Below are 19,953 nucleotides of genomic sequence, written 5' to 3'. Positions count from 1 at the left end.
GGTCGTGGCTTCTTTATGCGGTCGCGGTGCGAAATTGGTCCTTCGTGACACTGGTGTCAGAACCTAACTAAGGCTATCCTTGGTTGTGTACTCGTGTGCGTCATGTTGATAGGAGAACAATGAAACGCGCGATCGTGGTCGTCTGCTCGTGGGCAGCGGCTCTCTGCCTGGCTGCTGCCTACCTGGCGATCGGCTGGGGTATCGACAGTGTTGTCAATGGGCATGCCTGGTCGACGTGGTGGATCGCCGTGCTCGGCGCTCTCGGATCGGGCGCGTTCGCGTGGGCGGTCAGTGCACTGGGGGCCTCCCAGATGAACCAGATGGAGCCCGCGCTGCGTCACTCGATGATCCGTCAGGTCTTCGCCCTGGGTCCCTCGCAGCGCACCAACGAGCGTGCGGGCCGCGTCGTCAACTCCGCCACCGACGGCGTCGAGCGCGTCGCCGCCTACAAGGGCACCTTCCTGGCCCCCATGATTGCGTCGCTGACGACCCCGATCCTCGTCGTCATCGTCATCGCCCTCACGATCGACCCGGCCTCGGGCGGCTTTCTCGCGATCGCGATCCCGCTGGTCCCGATCTGCGTCATGGGCTTCCGCAAGGCCTTCAAGCCGGTGTCCTCGCGCTACCGGCATTCCTCGCGCCAGCTCGCTGCCAAGGAACTCGACGCCATCCAGGGCCTGGGCGACCTGGCCCTCATGAACGCCGGCAAGGACATGGGTCAGCGCCTTGCCGAGGCCGCCGAGGAAGTCCGCTCAAAGGTCATGAGCTATCTGGCCGGCAACCAGCTGATCCTCCTCGTCATCGACTCCGTCTTTTCCCTCGGCATGATCACCGGCGCGATCGCCCTGGCTCTCATCCGCTACCAGCAGGGCGCGATCAGCGTCGGCGAGGGCATCTCCCTCGTGCTCCTCTCCTCGATCATGCTCGACCCGCTGGACCGCATCGGCCAGTTCTTCTACATCGGCATGGGCGGCATCGCGGCCAACAAGGAGATCAAGAAGTTCATCAAGCAGACCCCGCCGGTCACGGACGCCAAGGGTGTCAAGGCCCCGGCGATCCCGCCCCAGCGCGGCGAGATCCGCCTCAGCGGTGTGTCCTTCTCCTACACCGAGGACACCCCGGTCCTGCAGGGCGCGAACCTGACCCTCACCCAGGGTGAGCACGTCGCGCTCGCGGGCCCCTCGGGTGCTGGAAAGTCCACGATCTCGGCGCTGCTGCAGGGCTTCCTGCGTCCCACGCGAGGCCGCGTGAGCCTCAACGGCGTCGACCTGGCCACAGCGCCGCTGTCGTGGGTGCGCGCCCAGAGCGCGGTCGTCGAGCAGACCACCTACCTGTTCTCCGGCACGCTGCGCGACAATCTGCTCCTGGCCGCCCCCGCGGCCACGGACGATCAGCTCATCGAGGCCCTGCGCGCCGCCCACCTCGGCGAATTCTTTAAGTCGCTGCCCGGTGGCCTCGACGCCCGCGTGGGTGCCCGAGGCCTGGCTGTGTCCGGCGGCGAGGCCCAGCGCATCGCGATCGCCCGGGCCTTCCTGAAGAATGCGTCGATCATGATCCTGGATGAGCCCACCGCCCACGTGGACCTGGCCTCCGAGCGCGAGATCCTCGCGTCCCTCGAGACCGTGTGTGCCGGGCGCACGACCCTGACGATCTCTCACCGAGACGCCACCATCAAGGGCGCCGACCGCGTCGCGACCCTGCAGGAAGGAACGATCCGATGACCCGCAGGCAACTGTCTCTTCGACTCCTGTCGATCACGCGGCGCGTCTTGCCGCCCCTCGCGGCCTCTATCGCCGCCCGCATCGTCTTCCTCATGATCGGCATCGCCCTGTTCGCCCTGGGCGGCTGGGCCGTCGCCGGCCTCGCCTCGGGGGAGAGTGCCTGGAGCATCGCGCTGATCATTGTCTGCGCCATTGGCCTGAGCTTGCTGAAGGGCCTGGCCCGCTACCTCGAGCAGTTCGCCGGCCACTTCGTGGCCTTCCACAGTCTGGCGATGCTGCGCAACTACTTCTACGACCAGCTCGAGCCCCAGGCTCCCGCGGGCACGGATCGCCTGGATTCGGGCGACATCATGAACCGCGTGACGAAGGATATCGACCGCGTCGAGGTCTTCTTCGCGCACACGCTCGCCCCCGTCACCACTGCGATCATCGTCCCGATCCTGTCGGTCGTGTGGATGGGCACCGCGGTATCCTGGACGCTGGCCTCCGTGTTGGTGCCCTTCCTCTTGATCGTCGGCGCGGTCATTCCCTTCCTGGGTTCTGGCTCCACTGCCCGTGCGGCGCGTGAGCTGCGCGAGGCCCGGGGCGCGATTGCCGCCCATGTGACCGACTCGGTGCAGGGCGTGCGCGAGGTCCTCGCCTTTGGGGCGCAGGATCGCCGCGAGGCCGAGATGAGCGCCATCGAGGAGCGCATCTCCTCGGGTCTTGGTACCCAGGGCCGCTGGATCGCGCTGCGCCGAGGCCTCAACCAGGCTGCGGTCGCCCTCGGTATCGTCACGGTTGCCATGGTCGCGGGCTCGAACGTGCTCGCCGAAACACTGACGCTGCCCCAGGCGGGCCTTGCCCTCGGCATCGCCATGGGTTCCTTCGGCCCGGTCCTCGCGGTCGAGGAGTTCGCCGCGGACCTCGATCAGGCCTTCGCCTCGGCCGCTCGCGTCTTCGCGATCACCGACCGCGCGCCCGTCGTCGCAGACCCGGCCGATCCCAAGCCCCTGACCCCGGGCGATATCGAAATTACCGACGTGACCTTCGCCTACCCGACGAACGAGGACGCGCCCGCGCCCGCCCCCACGGTGTTGGACGGCGTGAGCATCCACATCCCCGCCGGGAAGCGCACCGCCATCGTGGGTGCCTCCGGCTCGGGCAAGTCGACGCTGGCCTCGCTGCTGACCCGCACGTGGGACCCGGCCTCGGGCATCGTCACCATCGGCGGCACGAACGTGGCCGAGGTGTCCCTGCACGACCTGCGCGCCACGGTCGCCTCCGCGCCCCAGCGTCCCTACCTCTTCAACGACACGCTGCGCGCCAACCTGCTGCTCGCCGCACCCGACGCCACCGAGAAGGACCTCGAATCCGCGCTCGCGGCTGTGGACCTCACCGACTGGCTGGCTACGGAAAAGGACGGCCTGGACACGGTCGTCGGCGACATGGGCGAGCGCCTCTCGGGCGGCCAGCGTCAGCGCCTGGCCCTGGCTCGCGCCCTCCTGCGCGACGCCCCGATCTACGTCTTTGACGAGGCCACGAGCCAGGTCGACCCGGCCACCGAGGCGCGCGTGCGTGAGGGGATCGCGCGCGTCGCGCAGGGACGCACCATCGTCGAGATTGCCCACCGCATCAGCGCCGTGCGCGACGCCGACCAGATCATCGTCATGGACGCGGGCCGCGTCGTGGAGACCGGCACCTACGCCGAGCTCCGTGCACGCGGCGGAGCACTCACCGCCCTCGAGGCGCGCGAAACCGCCGATCAACCCAGCTCCTGACACAAGCACGCGCGCGCGGAGGAGGGGCCACGGCCTCGTCCCCCGTGTCTGTGCGCACCCGTTACCGATAGGATTCAACCTATGGAAAGACTGATCGGCTGGACGAAAGCTGACGCGTGGGGCTCCACGAACGCGATCCCCGAGTTCCTGGGGGCCGCCGCCGGGGACGACCCGGTGTCCGAGGTGTGGTTCGGCGCCCACCCGGACGGACCGACGCTGCTGACGGATGGACACACGCTCGCCGAGCACATCGGCGAGGACCCCAAGCGAGCGCTCGGCGGAGGCCTGCTCTACGCCTTCGGGCCGACCCTGCCGTACCTGGCGAAAATCATCGCCCCCGCGCAGACCCTGAGCCTGCAGGTGCATCCGACGAAGGAGATCGCGCGCGAAGGCTACCTGCGCGAGGAGGTCCTGGGGATTGAGCGTACCGACACGCGCCGCGTCTACCGGGACATGAACCACAAGCCCGAGATGATCTACGCGCTCACCGAGTTCAGCGCGCTCGTCGGTTTCCGCGTGCCGCGCAAGGCACGCCAGCTCCTCGTCGGCTTGGAGGGCGAGCTCGCGGACCGCCTGCGTCACCGCCTCAAGCTGTCCACTGTGCGTGGGGGCCTGCGCTCCCTGGCCACGTGGCTGTTCGACGAGGACTCCCCGGCGACCCCCGAACGCGTCGAAGAGTTCGTGGCCGCGTGCCGCTCACGCCTCGCGTCGGGCACGTCCCCATCCCCGCGCACCGACGAGCTCGTGAGCGTCCTGGGGGAGAAGCACCCGGGCGACCCGGGCATCATCGTCGCCTTCCTCATGAACCCGGTGTCCCTGCGCCCGGGCGAGGCCGTCTACATTCCGCCGCGCCAGATTCACGCCTACCAGTCGGGCCTGGGTATCGAGGTCATGGCCTCCTCCGACAACGTCGTGCGCGCGGGCCTGACCGGTAAGTACGTGGACTCCGCCCAGCTCGTGGAGATCACCGAGTTTTCGGCGCTGCCGCCCGTGCGCGTGGCACCCGAGCACCCCTCGGCGACGACGGACCGTTTCCTGGCGCCCGCCCAGGAGTTCGAGCTGTCGGTGACGACGCTGGCCCCCGGAAAGCACACCTCCCGCGTGGACGAGGTCGCCGTGCCCGGGGAGGGCCCGCGCATCGTCATCGCGACCTCCGGGTCGGTCACCCTGCACGTGAGCGAGGAGCAGGGCGGGGACAGCGTGGAACTGAGCCGCGGCCAGGCCGTGTTCATCTCGGCCGCTGAGCGCCGCGTGTGGGCGTACGGCACCGGATCGTTCGTGCAGGTCGCGGCCCCCTGACCGGGGTGCGTCGCGCGCCGTGACGAGGCTGTGAATGGGAACGTTGTCAAGTCGTCCCACGTGGTGGTCTTGGTTCCTGGAAAAGCCTTGTAGCTGCGGCTTTTTCCTCTAAAATAGAAGCCGGGCCTCATCTCCGCTCGCTGCGACGAGGCCCGATTGTCAATCGCAGTGTGGGTACCGCGTGGGGGTGCCCGCACTGCGATTCTGTTTGCGCCTTAGAAGACGCCGCAGACCCAGTCGGCCAGGGTCTTGCAGGTGGATGCCAGCTCGCCCTCGTGGGCGTCGTATCCGGCCACGATGTCCTCGGTGTCAACGTCCTCGTTGTTCACAGCCCACACGGTCGCGGTCTCACGCGTGACCTCCGGGTGGAATTGGACGCCCAGGGCGGTGCCGTAGGAGAAGATCTGCGTGTACTTGTCCGAGCGCGCCCACTCGCGCGCGCCGTGGGGGAGCTCCACGATGGCGTCACCATGGTCGGCGAAGACCGTGTGGGTCGAGGCCAGGGCCATGCGCAGGGGGACGGCTCCACCGCCGCCCGCCTGGTCGTTTGTGCCCCACGTCAGGGGAATAACGCCGTATTCGGGGCCCGCTGGGTCTGCGACGCTCACTCGCCCGCCGAAGGTCGCGGCGATCAGCTGGGCACCCAGGCAAATGCCGAGCACACGGATGTGTGCGGCGACGCAGCGGCGCAGCAGCTCGCGTTCGGCTTCCAGCCACGGCCAGGCCTCGTCGTCGTAGGCGTTCGCCCGGCCACCCAGCAGGATGAGGGCATCCGGCAGGGGAGCGGCCGCCAGGTCCTGGAGGCGCTGCGGGTCCTCCCAGGCGCGCACCACCTCGTGACCGCCGAGGAAGGCGGACAGCTGACCCACCGGAACGATCGGGTCGTTTTGAATCACGAGGATGTTCATACACCAATTGTAGGCGCGATCACGCGCCGGTACCTATCGGCCCTTAAAGAACGTGAACAGCTGGCGCTCGCATTGAGGGGCACGACCCCAAACGCGCCGCAGCCCCCAATCCCGGACCCCGACGCGGCGTGCGATCCCCACCGCGGCGAGCCGACCCGGAAGCGGGGGCTGCAACACACAATCCATTGTGTGACGCCAAGCTCAAAGAACTGGGAGCTTTGGCTGAGAAAACCCTGGGAAAAGCGCGCGGGGTGGATCCTCATCCACCCCGCGCGCCCCAAGCCAGCAATCAGGCGATCACTTCGATGCGAGACGAGCGCCCGCGGCAAGAGCCTCCAGCTTCGCCCACGCGATCGACGGGTAGATGCGGCCGCCCAGGCCGCAGTCCGTCGACGCCACGACACGCTCATCGCCCACAATGTCCGCGAACTGGCGGATACGCTGAGCCACCAGCTCCGGGTGCTCCACAACGTTCGTCGAGTGCGACACCACGCCCGGGATCAGGTACTTGCCCTCGGGCAGTTCGATGTCGCGCCAGATCGTCCACTCGTGCGCGTGGCGAGCATTCGCCGCCTCAAACGTCAGGCCATTCGCGTTGACCAGCAGGGCCAGATCCACGATGTCCTTGAACGCAATATCCGTCGTGTGCGGGCCGTGCCACGAACCCCAGCACACGTGGAAACGCACCAGAGACGGGTCAATGCCCTCCAGCGCGTGGTTCAGCGCGTCGATACGCACGCGAGAGAACGCGCGGTAATCCTCGACGGACGGCTCCGGGTTCATCTGATCCCAGCCCTCCGCGATATCCGGCGCGTCAATCTGCACCGTCAGGCCCGCGTCCGTAATGCGCTTGTACTCCTCGCGCAGCACATCCGCGCACGCCCACACCACGGCCTCGTCATCCTCGTAGAACGCGTTAGCCACGCGAGCCGCCGAACCCGGCGAAATCGCCGCCACGAAACCATCCGACACGGGCTTGCCCACAGCCTCCAGCGCGTGCTTCACGCCCGCGATATCGCGCTCCACGGCCTCGGCGCCGATGTAGGTCAGCTCACCCGTAATCGTCGGGAACGCAATCGGGTTGCGGTTCGCAATGTGAATACCCGAATCCGGATCCGCGTACGCGTCCGCGAAACGCTGCCAGTCGCGGCGCTCAGCAAACGACGAGAAAGACAGACGACCATCGCGGCCAGCTGGGGGACGCACATCGAAACGCTGCACGTCCTCAAAGGACAGACCGCCGAAACGCGAGAAGGAATACGTCCACCACGCGCCGTAATCAACCGTGTCGAGCATCGCGTGGCCATACTCGCCGTCGTTGACGATATCCAGGCCAATCTCAGCCTGACGCTTCACAACGCCATCAACCTCGGCCTGCAGCACAGAGGTGAAATCAGCATCGCTCAGGGAACCCTCGCGGTGCGCGGCGTTCGCCTTGAGCAGCTCGGGGGTACGGGGCAGGGAACCAACATGAGTGGTGCGAATGGTCATCGCAGTCCTTTCTCTTCACTGTGCCCTCAGCCTACGTTTCGCGCGTCGAGAACGAGGCCGAATGTCCACACCGTGACCAATGCGATCAACCACTCATCTGGCAAGATGCTAATTCACGCACGCACCCCTTGCGTTTTCCTTGCAATCACGCTCACAAGCGTCCACCCACTGACACGGCGATCCACTCGCTACAGCCCCCGGAATACCGCGCAAAAACCACCCCCACCCAGCCCCGGCCTCGTCCATGAGACGAAACCCGCACGGAAACGCGACGCTCACGCTCCTACTGTTGAGTCATTACAAGGCAAAAGAAAGGCACATCATGAGTCGCCCGCTGCGCTCGGCAACATCCACCCAAGGCCGCAACATGGCCGGAGCTCGCGCCCTGTGGCGCGCCACCGGCATGAAGGACGGCGACTTCGGCAAGCCGATCATCGCCATCGCCAACTCCTACACCCAGTTCGTCCCCGGCCACGTGCACCTGAAGAACATGGGCGACCTCGTCGCCGGAGCCATCGAAGCAGCCGGCGGCGTCGCCAAGGAATTCAACACGATCGCCGTCGACGACGGCATCGCCATGGGCCACGACGGCATGCTCTACTCCCTGCCCAGCCGCGACCTCATCGCCGACTGCGTCGAAACCATGGTCAACGCGCACCGCGCCGACGCCCTCGTGTGCATCTCCAACTGCGACAAGATCACCCCCGGCATGCTCCTGGCCGCCATGCGCCTGAACATCCCCACCATCTTCGTCTCGGGCGGCCCCATGGAATCCGGCGCCGCCGTCGAGGGCGTCGTCGAACACCGCCTCGACCTCATCGACGCCATGGTCATGGCCGTCGACGACTCCGTCAGCGACAACCAGCTCGCCAGCATCGAAGCCAACGCGTGCCCCACCTGCGGCTCCTGCGCCGGCATGTTCACCGCGAACTCCATGAACTGCCTCAACGAGGCCATCGGCCTGGCCCTGCCCGGCAACGGCACCACCCTGGCCACCCAGATCGAACGCAAGAAGCTCTTCACCGAGGCCGGCACGCGCATCGTCGACATGTGCCGCGCCTACTACGACAACGAGGACGACTCGGTCCTACCGCGCTCCATCGCCACCAAGGAAGCCTTCGAGAACGCCATGAGCCTGGACGTGGCCATGGGTGGCTCCACCAACACCGTCCTGCACATCCTCGCCATCGCCAACGAGGCCGGCGTCGACTTCACGCTCGACGACATCGACGCGATCTCGCGCCGCGTGCCCTGCCTGTGCAAGGTCGCCCCCAACTCCACGACCTACCACATCGAGCACGTCCACCGCGCCGGCGGCATTCCCGCCCTGCTCGGCGAGCTCGACCGTGCGGGCCTGCTCCACCGCGACGTCCACTCCGTCCACTCCGACAACCTGGAGAACTGGCTGGGCGCGTGGGACGTGCGCAGCGGGCGCGCCACCGACGAGGCCAAGCACCGCTTCCTCGCCGCCCCCGGCGGCGTGCGCACCACCCAGGCCTTCTCGACCGCCAACCTCTTCGAGTCCCTCGACACCGACTCCGAGGCCGGCTGCATCCGCTCCGTCGAGCACGCCTACACGAAGGATGGCGGCCTCGCGGTCCTCTACGGCAACATCGCCGCCAACGGCGCGATCATCAAGTCCGCCGGCATCGACGAGTCCCTCTTCCACTTCGTCGGCAAGGCCTTCGTCGTCGAATCCCAGGAGGAAGCCGTCGAGGCCATCCTCAGCAAGCAGGTGAAGGAAGGCGACGTCGTCGTCATCTTGTACGAGGGCCCCAAGGGCGGCCCCGGCATGCAGGAAATGCTCTACCCGACCTCCTACCTCAAGGGCCTGGGCCTGGGCAAGAAGTGCGCGCTCATCACCGACGGACGCTTCTCCGGCGGCACCTCCGGCATCTCCCTCGGTCACATCTCGCCCGAGGCTGCGGCCGGCGGCGCGATCGGCCTCGTGCGCACCGGCGACGAGATCGAAATCGACGTCAACAACCGCGTCCTGCGCGCGAATGTGAGCGACGAGGAGCTCGAGCGCCGCCGCGCCGAAAAGGGTGCCGCGCCGTGGAAGCCCTCCAAGCCTCGCGCCCGCAAGGTCTCCGACGCGCTACGCGTCTACGGCATGCTCGCGGCGTCCGCCGACAAGGGCGGCGTGCGCGTCCTGCCCGACTGGGCGTGAGCGGAGCGCCTACAATCGTGGGCATGCATGGAGAGTACAAAGTCCCCGGAGGAAAGCTCGTCATCGTCGACACCGACGTGGAGGAGGATCGCCTCGCGCGCGTAAGCGTGTCCGGCGACTTCTTCCTCGACCCCGACGACGCGCTCACCCGGATCACCGCGTCCCTCGAAGGGGCCCCGGCCTCGTCGAGCGCCAAGGACCTGGCCGCGCGCGTGGAGGGCGCCCTCGACGAAGGCGACACCCTCATGGGGGTGACCCCCGAGGCCGTCGGCATCGCCGTACGCCGCGCGCTGGGCGCCGCCCTGTCGTGGGACGACATCGACTTCGACGTCATCCACGGCCCCGTCGTCGACCCGATGATCAACGTCGCTATGGATGAGACCCTGGTCGAGGACGTGGCCGCGGGGCGCCGCAAGCCCTTCATGCGCCTGTGGGAATGGAACGGCCCGCAGGTCGTCATCGGCTCCTTCCAGTCCTACCAAAACGAAATCCAGCAGGACGGCGTGGAGCGCTACGGCATCACCGTGTCGCGGCGCGTTACCGGCGGCGGCGCCATGTTCATGGAGCCCGGCAACTGCATCACCTACTCGCTCGTCATCCCCACCGCCCTCGTGGAGGGAATGAGCTTCGAGCAGGCCTACCCGTACCTCGATCAGTGGGTGATGGAGGTCCTCGAAAAGCTGGGCATCAAGGCTAAGTACGTGCCGCTCAACGACATCGCCTCCGAGTTCGGAAAGATCGGCGGCGCCGCGCAGAAGCGCTGGGCGAATGGCTACATGGTCCACCACGTGACCATGGCCTACGACATCGACGCCATCAAGATGAATGAGGTCCTGCGCATCGGCATGGAGAAGATCCGCGACAAGGGCACCCGCAGCGCCGTCAAGCGCGTGGACCCCATGCGCTCCCAGACCGGTCTTCCCCGCGAGGAGATCCTCCAGGCGTTCTTCGACCACTTCAAGGAGAAGTACAACGCCACGGTCGGCACCATCACCGAGGCGGATCTCGAGGTCGCACGCCAGCGCTGCGAGACGAAGTTCGCGCGCGAGGAGTGGGTGCACCGCATCCCCTGAGCGCTCCCGTTGTCGTGTCTGCCCGCTCCGGTGTCGTTTCGACGAGGCCGGGGCGGGTTTGCGCTTAGAAGAGCTGGAGCGCGCGCACCCCGTGGATGATGAGCTCGACGCCGATGACGAGGATCAGGAAGCCCATGATGCGCACGATCGCGCCGACGCCGGTGGCACCCTGCTTGTCGATCCAGGGCGTGCCGTAGCGCAGCAGCAGCGCGATGACGGCGGCTGTCACCGCGATTCCCAGGACGATGCCGACATGAAAACCGATGGCCGTGTTGCGGGCGGCCAGCGCGATGACTACGCCGATCGAGCCGGGCCCCGCGATGAGGGGGAGCGCCATGGGGGAGAAGGACACGTCCGGTTTCGAGGTCGCGTGCTGAGCCTCCTCGTGGGTGGCACGGCGCTTGTTTTCCAGCATCGAGAAACCCGAGTGCGCGACGACCAGGCCACCCGCGATCTGCAGGGAAGGCAGGTCGAAGCCGAAGAAACGCATGATGAGCGAGCCACTGACCGCGAACACCGTCAGGATGGCGAACACGTACATGCCGGTCTTCCACGCCTGCGAGCGCACCGCGGCCGGAGCATTGCCTGCGGTGAGTCCTGCAAACGCCGCGAGACCACCGATCGGATTGGTGATCGGGGCGAGCGCCAGGATCGCGGCGGACATTCCAGCGAGAACAGTCATCATGCGGACAATCCTAGTCGGCGATGTGCTCGCGCGAACGAGCGGTCTGCTCAGACGCGGCGAGCGCCGAAAATGGCCGTTCCCAGGCGCACGATCGTCGCCCCCTCGGCGATGGCCCATTCCAGGTCGCGGCTCATACCCATCGATAGCGCCAGGTCGGACTCTTCGATGCCCAGGCGCGCGGCGGCCTCGTCCCTGATGTCGCGCAGCTGCGCGTAGGCGGCGCGCACGTCGGCCTCGACGGGGGAGTTCAGGCCCACCGTCATGAAGCCCGCGAGCTGTAGGTGGGCCGAGGCCTCGACCGCGTCGATTAACTCGGAAACGTCGGCGCGGGCGCAGCCGTGCTTCGTGGCCTCGCCCGAGACGTTCACCTCGACGAACACGGGGAGTGTGCCGGTCGCGCGCGCGTCGATCTTCGAGGCCAGGGCGGGGGAGTCTAGCGACTCGATCGCGTCCACGCAGGCCAGCGCATGGTTGATCTTGTTGGACTGTAGAGGCCCGATCAGGTGGATGCGCGCGCCGGGCACCTCGCGGATTGCGTCCACCGTCGCACGTGCCTCCTGGACGCGGTTGTGGCCGAGCAGGACGGGCAGGCCCGCCTCGCTCAGGGCGGCGGCGGCTTCGCGGCATTCCTCGGGCGTGCGCGTCTTGACTGCCAGCTCCAGGTGCACCGAATCGGTGCGACCGCACGCGGACGTCGCGCGGTCGATGCGGTCGCGGGCAGCGGCGATGGCCTCGGGAATGCTCATACCCTCATGGTAGACGGGCAGGCGCTATCAGGGGTTAATCAGGGGCGACTCAGGGGCATCTGAGCGGCGCGGCGTGTCAGACTAGTATGTTCACAGATCAACGAAAGGACACGCCATGCGTACCCTACTCAACATCATCTGGTTCTTCTTCGGAGGACTCCCGCTCTTCCTGGGCTACCTCCTCGCGGGTGTCGTCGCCTGCATCTTCATTGTCACGATCCCCGCCGGCGTGGCCTGCTTCCGTATCGCCGGATACGTGCTGTGGCCCTTCGGTAAGCGCGTCGTCGACCAGCCCAGTGCGGGTGCCGGATCGGCCCTCATGAATATCGTGTGGTTCCTGGTTGCGGGCCTGTGGCTGGCCATCGGGCACGTGACCACCGCCGCCGCACAGGCCGTGACGATCGTCGGCATCCCGCTGGCCATCGCCAACCTCAAGATGATCCCGATCACCTGCTTCCCCTTCGGCAAGGTCGTCATCGACGACCCGACTGCGTCCATCCTCTGACGCGTCCTACACTGGGGTCATGGCTCGTAAACACAGCAAGGATCACGGCGGTGGCCCCACCCGCGCCATCGAGGCGCTCACAGCGGCCGGCGTTGCTTTTACCGTTCACGAGTACGAGCACGACCCGGCCGCCCGGGCGTTCGGCGAGGAGACCGTCGAGAAGCTGGGGATCGACCCCACCCAGGCCTTTAAGACGCTCATGGTGCGCCTGGAGCCCTCCGGTGAGTTCGTCGTCGGTTGCGTGCCCGCTCTGGCTCACCTGTCCATGAAGCTGATCGCCAAGGCAGCCGGCGCGAAGAGCGCCGCCATGGCTGACCCGGCCGTCGCCCAGCGCCGCACCGGCTACGTCGTGGGCGGCATCAGCCCGCTCGGGCAGACCACCTCGCACCGTCTGTTCATCGACTCGGCGTGCCTGGACCACGAGACCATGATCGTCTCGGGCGGGCGCCGAGGCCTCAGCGTCGAACTGAGCCCCCTCGACCTCGTGGAACTGACGGACGCGGAGGTCACGGACCTCGCACAGGTCTGACCCGGCCTCGTTCCGCGCGGGCAGCCCCGGTCTCGTTCCGTGTTTTCGCCCGGCCCGCCCCGGCCTCGTCCTGTTTTCGTCGCTGTCCTACGCTCCTGCCGGGGTCTTCGTCCCAGCCGCCGATACTCCCGCGCCCCCCAAATTTCGCACGTAATTCCCCGGCCGTTCCTTCAGTGTTTGAAGGAGAGGTGTTGAAATCATGCGGTTTCTGAGCTCTCAAGGCCGATCCGAATAATGAATTGCATGCGGAAATGAGGGGGTGGAAGCGGGATGCCCGGGAGCTAGTGGGATGCCCGGGTCGTGGGATACTTGCGCCCTTACCGTGACTGCGTTTTTCCGCTGTGCCATCATCGAAGACGATGACTATGACTGAACTAAGCCGCCGCGGGTGCGCCGCCTACTGGGTGGTTGCCGCCCTCGCGTGGGCGGGCGTCGCTGCCACCCTCATCATTACGGCCTTTGATGGCTACGCTGCGCCGACCTACGTCGAGGAGGGGCTCTTCGCGGGCGCCGCTCACGGCTGGGCGGGTGCTCCCGAGCGCCTCATCAATTGCCTGTCCTACTTCACCGAGCTGTCCAACATCATGGTTGCGATCATCTCGACCCTCCTCGCGCGCCGAGGCCGCGTCGGGGCGTGGGGGAGGGCCGTGCACCTGTGCGCGCTCATGATGATCACCGTGACGGCCATCGTCTACGCGACGCTGATTGGCCCCTACGAGGTCCTCTCCGGCTTCGCGCTCGTCACGAACCCGCTGCAGCACATCGTCGTCCCGGCCGCCTTCGTGGGTACGGCCGCGCTCGCGGGGCCGCGCGGCGGCATCACGTGGGCAACGCTGGGGCGCGCCCTGCTGATCCCGGTCGCGTGGGTGGCGTACACGCTCGTGCGAGGCTCCTTCACGCACCAGTACCCCTACGGCTTCGTGAACGTGTGGCGCATCGGCTACACGCAGGTCGCGATCAACATCGTGGCGATCCTGATTGGCGCCCTGCTCTTCATGGCGCTCTTCGCGGGCGCGGACTGGCTGATTCGCAAGGCCTCCCGGCGCTGACGGTCTGTGCATCTCGCGGACGCGGTCTCGTCCGAGGCCGCTAGAGTGGGGCTATGATCAGTGAACCCGGGCTTGTTCCTGAACTTACCGTCACCGATTACGAGGCGTCGCGCCGTTTTTGGTGCGACCTCGTCGGTTTTTCCCTCCGCTACGAGCGGCCTGAGGAAGGATTCGGCTACCTCGTCCTGGGTAACGCGCACCTGATGCTCGACCAGATCGACCGCGGGAGGATGTGGGCAACCGGTCCTCTTGAGCGCCCGCTTGGTCGCGGGATCAACCTCGAGGTTCAGACCGAAGAGCTGGACAGTGCATGGCACCGCATGGCCGAGGCAGGGTGGCCGATCTTCGTCGAACCCGAGGAGAAGTGGTACCGGGCGGGCGATGTAGAGATCGGCGTCCGGCAGTTCCTCATCCAGGACCCCGACGGATACCTTGTGCGGCTCCAGCAGGAAATCGGCGAGAGGCCCACGCGGCGAGGATAACTCGGACGGCGGTGAGCACGGCTTTCGGCGTCGCTCCTACCCGACTCATCCGAATTGCCACATCAACGAGGCCGTGGTGGCCCGTGACGTCCCAGCTGCGCCTAGAAGCCGGAGGGACTTACCGCGCCCCGACGGTGACCGTCGCCAGGGCGACGCGGTTCGCCTCGTCCGAGGCTGGCACGTCCACGAGGGTGACGATGCGCCAGTCCATGTCCTCCTCCGAGTCGAACAGGGTCTGCGTGGCCAGCCAGAACGTACCGGCCGCAGCCTGATCGACCGCGTCCGCGATCGCCTCGATGCGCGCCACCTGGGCGCGCTCGAAATCAGAGGAAACCACAGCGGGGGCCAGCTCCAGCACGTCCTCGCGGGTCGGGGCCTCGTTCAGGGAGCACAGCGACAGGGCGCGCGCACGCTGGTCGATACCGATCCACTCGTGCTCCGCCCAGTAGCGCTCGAGCACCGCGTCCCATTCGTCCTCGCCCCACGGTGCGACCACCGGGGTGCGCGAGGCCTCGTCCAGACGCGCCAAGGCCTCGACGTTGTCGCGGCTCATCGCCTCCACGCGCTCGAACAACGCGCCACGGATTGCCGTGCGGAACGCGTGACGGTTCGCGCTGAAGGGAACGGTCCCGTCCTCCCGCGCGCCAAACGCCAGCTCCGCGCCCTCCGTGCCGTCGCCCTCGGACGCGGGTAGGGCCTGGCCTGTGGACATGGCCTCCCACTCGTCCAGCAACGAGGAGTCAACCGCGCGGATCAGCGCCGACAGCCACGCAATGATTGAACGCAGCTCGTCCGTCATCAGCTCGTCCGGCACGATCTGGCGCAGCGCGCGGTACGCGTCCGTCAGGTAGCGCAACACGATGCCCTCGGAGCGGCCCACGTCGTAGCGGCCCACGATCCCCGTGAACGTCAGCGCGTTTTCGATCATCTCGCGCACGACCGACTTCGGGGAAATCTCCTGATCCTCGATCCACGGGTTCGCGTGCAGGTACACCGCGAACGCGTCCCCCAGCAGATCGGCCAGCGGGCGCGGCCACGTCACTTCCTCCAGGGCGGCCATGCGCTCGTCGTACTCCATGCCCTGCGCCTTCATCGCGGCCACGGCCTCGGCGCGTGCCGCCTTCTCCTGCGCGAACAGGAGCGGGCGCGGATCCTCCAGGACCGACTCGATGACCGAAACGACGTCGAGGGCGAAGGTCGGGGACTCCGGGTCCAGTAGCTCGAGCGCCGCCAGTGCGAAGGGGGAGAGCGGCTGGTTGAGCGCGAAGTCATCCGGCAGGTCGGTGGCCGCGCGCAGGCGAGGCTCACCCGACGCCGAGGCCTCGGCGGAAGACACGTGCTCGACGACGCCCGCCTGCTTCATCGACGTGTAGATCTCGCCCAGGCGGCGCAGGTGCGGGTTGCGATCCGTGGGCGGATCGTCGTTGTTGCGCGCCAGCCACACGAGGTGCTCGCCCGGGTCGCGCCCGGCCGCGGGCGCACCGGCTAGGACATTGAGGACCATCGCGTGCGTCATCTCGAAGCGGCTTGTGAGCTGCTCGGGAGCCGCGTCCACGAGGCGCTCGAACGTCGAGCGTGTCCACGAGATTTCGCCCTCGCCCGGGCCCTTGCGCTTCTTCGCGGACTTCTTGGCGGCGCGCTTGGCCTCGCGGGCGTCGCGTGCGGCCTCCTGTGCGGCGCTCAGGCGTGCGCGCTCACGGGCGGCGTCCACCTCGTGCTCGGGGGCCAGGACACGTACGAAACCGACCGTGTCGAAGCCGGCGCGTCCAGCGCGCCCCGCGATTTGGTGGAACTCGCGCGCGCTCACGTGGCGCATGCGCCGACCGTCGTACTTCACGAGCGACGTCATCAGCACCGTGCGAATCGGCACGTTGATGCCCACCCCCAGAGTGTCCGTGCCGCACACGATCGGCAGCAGGCCCGCCTGGGTGAGACGCTCGACGAGGCGGCGGTAGCGTGGCAGCATGCCCGCGTGATGCACGCCGATGCCCTGCGCGAGCAGCGACTTGAGGGTCTGCCCGAAACCCTTCGTAAACGACACACCCGCCAGCTGCGCGGCAATCGCCTTCTTCTGCTCGGGCGAAATCAGCGAGGAACGGTCAAAGGACTGCGCGGTCGCCACGGCGTCACGCTGGGAGAAATGCACGATGTAGACCGGCCAGCGGCCCTCGCCCAGCAGTCGCTCCACCGTGTCGGGCAGGCGGTCCACGACGTACTCGAACTCGAGGGGCACGGGACGCTCCGCGTCGTCGATAAGGGACACGTCGCGCCCGGTGCGCTCCTTCCATGCGCGCTCGAAACGCGTCGTGTCGCCCAGCGTCGCGCTCATCGCCACCACCTGTGGGGCCCTCAGCTCCAGGAGCGGCACCTGCCAGGCCCAGCCGCGCTGACGGTCCCCGTAGAAGTGGAACTCGTCCATGACGATCATGTCCGCGTCCAGCGTGGGCCCCTCGCGCAGCGACTGATTGGCCAGGATCTCGGCCGTGCAGCAGATAATGGGCGCGTCGGCATTCAGGGACACGTCGCCGGTCACCATGCCGACGTTGTCCGCGCCGAACAGGGACACCAGGTCAAAGAATTTCTCTGACACCAGGGCCTTCAGGGGCGCCGTGTAGTAGGAGCGGCCCCCATGCGCCATCGACGTAAAGTGCGCGGCGAGCGCGATCATCGACTTGCCCGACCCAGTGGGGGTCGCCGCGATCACGTGGTTGCCCGCCAGGATCTCGACCAGGGCCTCCTCCTGGTGGGGGTAGAGCGGACGCCCGGTGCCCTCGGCCCAAGACACGAAGGCCTCGTACAGGGCATCGTCGTCGCCCAGACGGCCCTCGTCCTCCAGGTCGTCCAGGATCTCGTTCAAAGTCGCGCTCATGCTCCCATTGTCCCAGAGTGTGCCCACGTCTGCGTCCCCGCGCCGCCGGGCCCTTCCCGCAGCTCATCGACGAGGCCGGGGCCAGTCAGGCGCAGACGCGCGGGTGGGCGTGTGGCGAGACGTCGTCTGCCGGGCGCGAAGCCCTGTGGCAAGATGAACGGGTCCCATGACAACGAGCGGGTGCGGCCCGCGAAGCGCGCGAGGCCCCGCGACCCATCCACGGCCTCGCCCATTGACACCCCGGGAGGTTCCTGTGGAACAGATAGCTGTGATCGAAAAGGAGATCGCTGACTGGATCACGATGCACCTGACGATTGTCATCCTGATCGGCGTGGGCCTCGTCCTGACGGTCGTCTCTCGCGGCGTGCAGCTGCGCCTCTTCCCGGAGATGGTGCGCACGGTCCTCGGCTCGCGCAAGGGTGCCGACGGCGGTATCTCCTCCTTCCAGGCCTTCGCGATCTCGCTGGCCGCGCGCGTGGGTATCGGCAACGTGTTCGGCGTGGCTGCGGCGCTCATGTTTGGCGGTCCGGGCGCGATCTTCTGGATGTGGGTTGTGGCCCTGGTTGGCATGGCGACCGCGTTCTTCGAGGCGACGCTGGCCCAGATTTTCAAGGTCAAGCACTCCGACGGTTCCTTCCGCGGCGGCCCGGCCTACTACATCAAGCGCGGCATGAAGAACCGCGTTCTGGCCAACATCTTCGCCGTCATTACCGTCGTGACCTGCGGCGTCGTCATCACGTCCGTGCAGTCCAACGCGATCGCGGGCACGCTCACGAGCGCCTTCGGTGAGGCAGCCAAGCAGCCTCTGCCTGGCGCGGGTGGCTTCTCGGCCGCGCAGCTCACGGTCGCAGGCCTCATCTTCGTTTTCTCCGCGATGGTCATCTTCGGTGGTATTCGCACTGTCGCCCGCGTCACCGAGTGGATGGCCCCGATCATGGCGACCGTCTACGTCATTATGGTTGCCATCGTCTGCCTCATGAACATCACGCAGTTCGGTGCCGTGCTGGGTCAGATCTTCACCTCCGCCTTCTCCGCGGACGCGACCGTCGGCGGCCTGGGCGGCGGCATCATCGCCGCGATGATCAACGGTACCAAGCGCGGCCTCTTCTCCAACGAGGCCGGGCAGGGCACCGCTCCCAACGCTGCGGCGACCGCGACCGTATCCCACCCGGTGCGTCAGGGCCTCATCCAGTCCCTGGGTGTCTTCATCGACACCATCGTGGTGTGCACCGCGACCGCCTTTGTCATCCTCATCGCAGGCGAGAAGGTGTGGGGCAGTGCGGATGTGAACCCCTCCAACCTGACGACCCTGGCTGTGGCCCACGAGCTTGGCGCCTGGACGATCGTCCCCATGGCGATCCTCATCTTCGTCCTGGCCTACTCCTCGATCATCGCCGCCTACGTCTACTCCGACACGAACATGTCCTTCGTCTTCGGTGACGCCCGCTGGGCGACGTGGACCGTGCGCGTCGTGTGCGTGCTCTCTGCGACGATCGGCGCGTTGCTGACCCTGGACGTCGTGTGGAACGCCGTCGACATCGCGATGGCGGTCATGACGATCACGAACCTGGTCGCCCTGGTCTTCCTCTCCCGCTGGGTGCTCGGCGCGCTGCGCGACTACGAGACTCAGCGTCGAGGCGGCATCGAGGAGCCCGTCTTCGTGGGCGAGAAGAACCCGCTGCTGCCCGGTGACGTTCCCGGCAGCGTCTGGAAGCGTCCCAAGCACAAGAAGAAGTAATTCCCGCTGACCACCTCGCCGGGTGCGCCGTCACATCTCGTGTCGCGCACCCGGCGTTGTTTCTGTCGGCGCTGCTTGGCGCAACGCTCGCGCGGCTGCGTTAGGCTACCGCCATGAGAATCGCACGTTTTTCCGATGGTACGAACCCGGTGTACGGCGCCCTCGAGGAGGGCTCGACGAGGATCGTGGGGCTCAAGGGTGACCCGCTGTTCTCGCCCGTGGAGCCTTCCGGCCAGATCTACGAGCTGGACGAGGTCCGCCTGCTCTCCCCGGTGATCCCGCGCTCCAAGGTCGTGGGCATCGGCGACAACTACTCGGATACCCAGATTTCGGCGGATGAACGCCCCGAGCCGCCGATCTTCCTGAAGGCCAACACGTCGGTCGTGGGCCCCGATGATCCGATCGCGATCCCCGCCTGGTCGAGCAAGGTGGCCTTCGAGGGCGAGCTCGCGATTGTCATCAAGTCTCTGGCGAAGGACGTGAGCGTGGAGGACGCGCCGCAGGTGATCCTCGGTTACACGATCGCCAACGATGCGACCGCCCGCGATGCGATGACGGGCGGTCCCTGGTCGCGCGGCAAGTCCTTCGACTCGGCGTGCCCGCTGGGCCCGTGGATCACGGTCGACCCCAACCTGGATGTCACCAACCTGGCGCTGCGCTCCTATCTGAACGGAGAGATCGCTCAGGACTCCTCGACGGCGCACATGATCTGGAACCCCTTCGAGCTGGTGTCCTACGTGTCCCGACAGATGACGCTGCTGCCCGGCGACGTGATCGCGACGGGCGCGCCTGCGGGTGCAGGCCTCGTTCAGGCTGGCGACCGAGTCGAGATTGAGATCGAGGGCATTGGAAGTCTGACGAATCCTGTCGTCCGAGCCTGATCGTGTGACCTGTGTGATAGGATTACGTCGTTCTGACAATATCTCCG

General features: G+C 67.1%; 16 protein-coding genes. 11 read left to right on the top strand and 5 right to left on the bottom strand.

The window, feature by feature from the left end:
• Window positions 1-119 precede the first annotated feature (119 nt).
• The 3 genes from HMPREF1478_RS06440 (at window position 120) to manA (ending at window position 4,780) form a co-directional block, all read left to right on the top strand.
• Window positions 120-1,721 carry an ABC transporter ATP-binding protein/permease gene (locus HMPREF1478_RS06440; RefSeq protein WP_016461266.1) on the top strand — a complete coding sequence of 534 codons (1,602 nt, stop codon included), beginning with the start codon at window positions 120-122 and terminating at the stop codon, window positions 1,719-1,721.
• Window positions 1,718-3,481 (top strand): thiol reductant ABC exporter subunit CydC, encoded by a 1,764-nt coding sequence (cydC, locus tag HMPREF1478_RS06435; protein WP_016461265.1) that lies wholly within the window; start codon window positions 1,718-1,720, stop codon window positions 3,479-3,481. Before HMPREF1478_RS06440 ends, cydC begins: the two co-directional genes overlap by 4 nt.
• A gap of 81 nt (window positions 3,482-3,562) precedes the next feature.
• The gene (gene manA / locus HMPREF1478_RS06430; RefSeq protein WP_016461264.1) at window positions 3,563-4,780 is read left to right on the top strand and encodes a mannose-6-phosphate isomerase, class I; all 1,218 of its coding nucleotides are present in this window, start codon (window positions 3,563-3,565) and stop codon (window positions 4,778-4,780) included.
• 215 nt (window positions 4,781-4,995) lie between these two features.
• On the opposite strand, the gene HMPREF1478_RS06425 is transcribed toward manA, so the two are convergent.
• Complete coding sequence (locus tag HMPREF1478_RS06425) at window positions 4,996-5,688, bottom strand: type 1 glutamine amidotransferase (RefSeq protein WP_016461263.1); 693 nt, start codon at window positions 5,686-5,688, stop codon at window positions 4,996-4,998.
• Between the two features lie 297 nt (window positions 5,689-5,985).
• Window positions 5,986-7,179, bottom strand: a complete 1,194-nt coding sequence (locus tag HMPREF1478_RS06420; RefSeq protein ID WP_016461262.1) for a cobalamin-independent methionine synthase II family protein — start codon at window positions 7,177-7,179, stop codon at window positions 5,986-5,988.
• A gap of 322 nt (window positions 7,180-7,501) precedes the next feature.
• Here HMPREF1478_RS06420 and ilvD point away from each other — a divergent pair, with 322 nt between their 5' ends.
• Together ilvD and lplAB are read left to right on the top strand one after the other, a co-directional pair.
• Entirely contained in the window at window positions 7,502-9,349 is a 1,848-nt protein-coding gene (gene ilvD, locus HMPREF1478_RS06415) for a dihydroxy-acid dehydratase (protein ID WP_016461261.1), read from the top strand.
• Between the two features lie 23 nt (window positions 9,350-9,372).
• Window positions 9,373-10,422, top strand: a complete 1,050-nt coding sequence (lplAB, locus tag HMPREF1478_RS06410) for a lipoate-protein ligase LplAB (protein ID WP_034475464.1) — start codon at window positions 9,373-9,375, stop codon at window positions 10,420-10,422.
• Between the two features lie 64 nt (window positions 10,423-10,486).
• Here lplAB and HMPREF1478_RS06405 read toward each other — a convergent pair whose 3' ends face one another.
• Both HMPREF1478_RS06405 and HMPREF1478_RS06400 read right to left on the bottom strand, forming a co-directional pair.
• Window positions 10,487-11,107 carry a MarC family protein gene (locus HMPREF1478_RS06405; protein WP_016461259.1) on the bottom strand — a complete coding sequence of 207 codons (621 nt, stop codon included), beginning with the start codon at window positions 11,105-11,107 and terminating at the stop codon, window positions 10,487-10,489.
• Between the two features lie 47 nt (window positions 11,108-11,154).
• Window positions 11,155-11,853 carry a YggS family pyridoxal phosphate-dependent enzyme gene (locus HMPREF1478_RS06400; protein WP_016461258.1) on the bottom strand — a complete coding sequence of 233 codons (699 nt, stop codon included), beginning with the start codon at window positions 11,851-11,853 and terminating at the stop codon, window positions 11,155-11,157.
• Between the two features lie 115 nt (window positions 11,854-11,968).
• On the opposite strand from HMPREF1478_RS06400, the gene HMPREF1478_RS06395 reads away from it, so the two are divergent.
• From HMPREF1478_RS06395 to HMPREF1478_RS06380, 4 genes are all read left to right on the top strand, one after another.
• On the top strand, window positions 11,969-12,358 hold the full coding sequence (locus HMPREF1478_RS06395; protein ID WP_016461257.1) for a YccF domain-containing protein: 390 nt from the start codon (window positions 11,969-11,971) through the stop codon (window positions 12,356-12,358).
• A 19-nt stretch (window positions 12,359-12,377) separates the two neighbouring features.
• Window positions 12,378-12,887, top strand: coding sequence for a Cys-tRNA(Pro) deacylase (ybaK, locus tag HMPREF1478_RS06390; RefSeq protein ID WP_016461256.1), 510 nt, complete (start codon window positions 12,378-12,380; stop codon window positions 12,885-12,887).
• Between the two features lie 365 nt (window positions 12,888-13,252).
• Complete coding sequence (locus tag HMPREF1478_RS06385; protein WP_016461255.1) at window positions 13,253-13,936, top strand: Pr6Pr family membrane protein; 684 nt, start codon at window positions 13,253-13,255, stop codon at window positions 13,934-13,936.
• A 53-nt stretch (window positions 13,937-13,989) separates the two neighbouring features.
• Window positions 13,990-14,418, top strand: a complete 429-nt coding sequence (locus HMPREF1478_RS06380; protein WP_016461254.1) for a bleomycin resistance protein — start codon at window positions 13,990-13,992, stop codon at window positions 14,416-14,418.
• Between the two features lie 118 nt (window positions 14,419-14,536).
• Here HMPREF1478_RS06380 and HMPREF1478_RS06375 read toward each other — a convergent pair whose 3' ends face one another.
• Window positions 14,537-17,287 carry a DEAD/DEAH box helicase gene (locus tag HMPREF1478_RS06375; protein ID WP_016461253.1) on the bottom strand — a complete coding sequence of 917 codons (2,751 nt, stop codon included), beginning with the start codon at window positions 17,285-17,287 and terminating at the stop codon, window positions 14,537-14,539.
• A 253-nt stretch (window positions 17,288-17,540) separates the two neighbouring features.
• Here HMPREF1478_RS06375 and HMPREF1478_RS06370 point away from each other — a divergent pair, with 253 nt between their 5' ends.
• Together HMPREF1478_RS06370 and HMPREF1478_RS06365 are read left to right on the top strand one after the other, a co-directional pair.
• Complete coding sequence (locus HMPREF1478_RS06370; protein WP_016461251.1) at window positions 17,541-19,025, top strand: alanine/glycine:cation symporter family protein; 1,485 nt, start codon at window positions 17,541-17,543, stop codon at window positions 19,023-19,025.
• Between the two features lie 113 nt (window positions 19,026-19,138).
• Window positions 19,139-19,906, top strand: a complete 768-nt coding sequence (locus HMPREF1478_RS06365) for a fumarylacetoacetate hydrolase family protein (protein ID WP_016461250.1) — start codon at window positions 19,139-19,141, stop codon at window positions 19,904-19,906.
• The last annotated feature ends 47 nt before the right edge of the window (window positions 19,907-19,953 follow it).

The organism is Actinomyces sp. HPA0247, assembly GCA_000411415.1.
GTDB lineage: Bacteria > Actinomycetota > Actinomycetes > Actinomycetales > Actinomycetaceae > Pauljensenia.
This window is presented reverse-complemented; position numbering and strand designations above follow the sequence as displayed.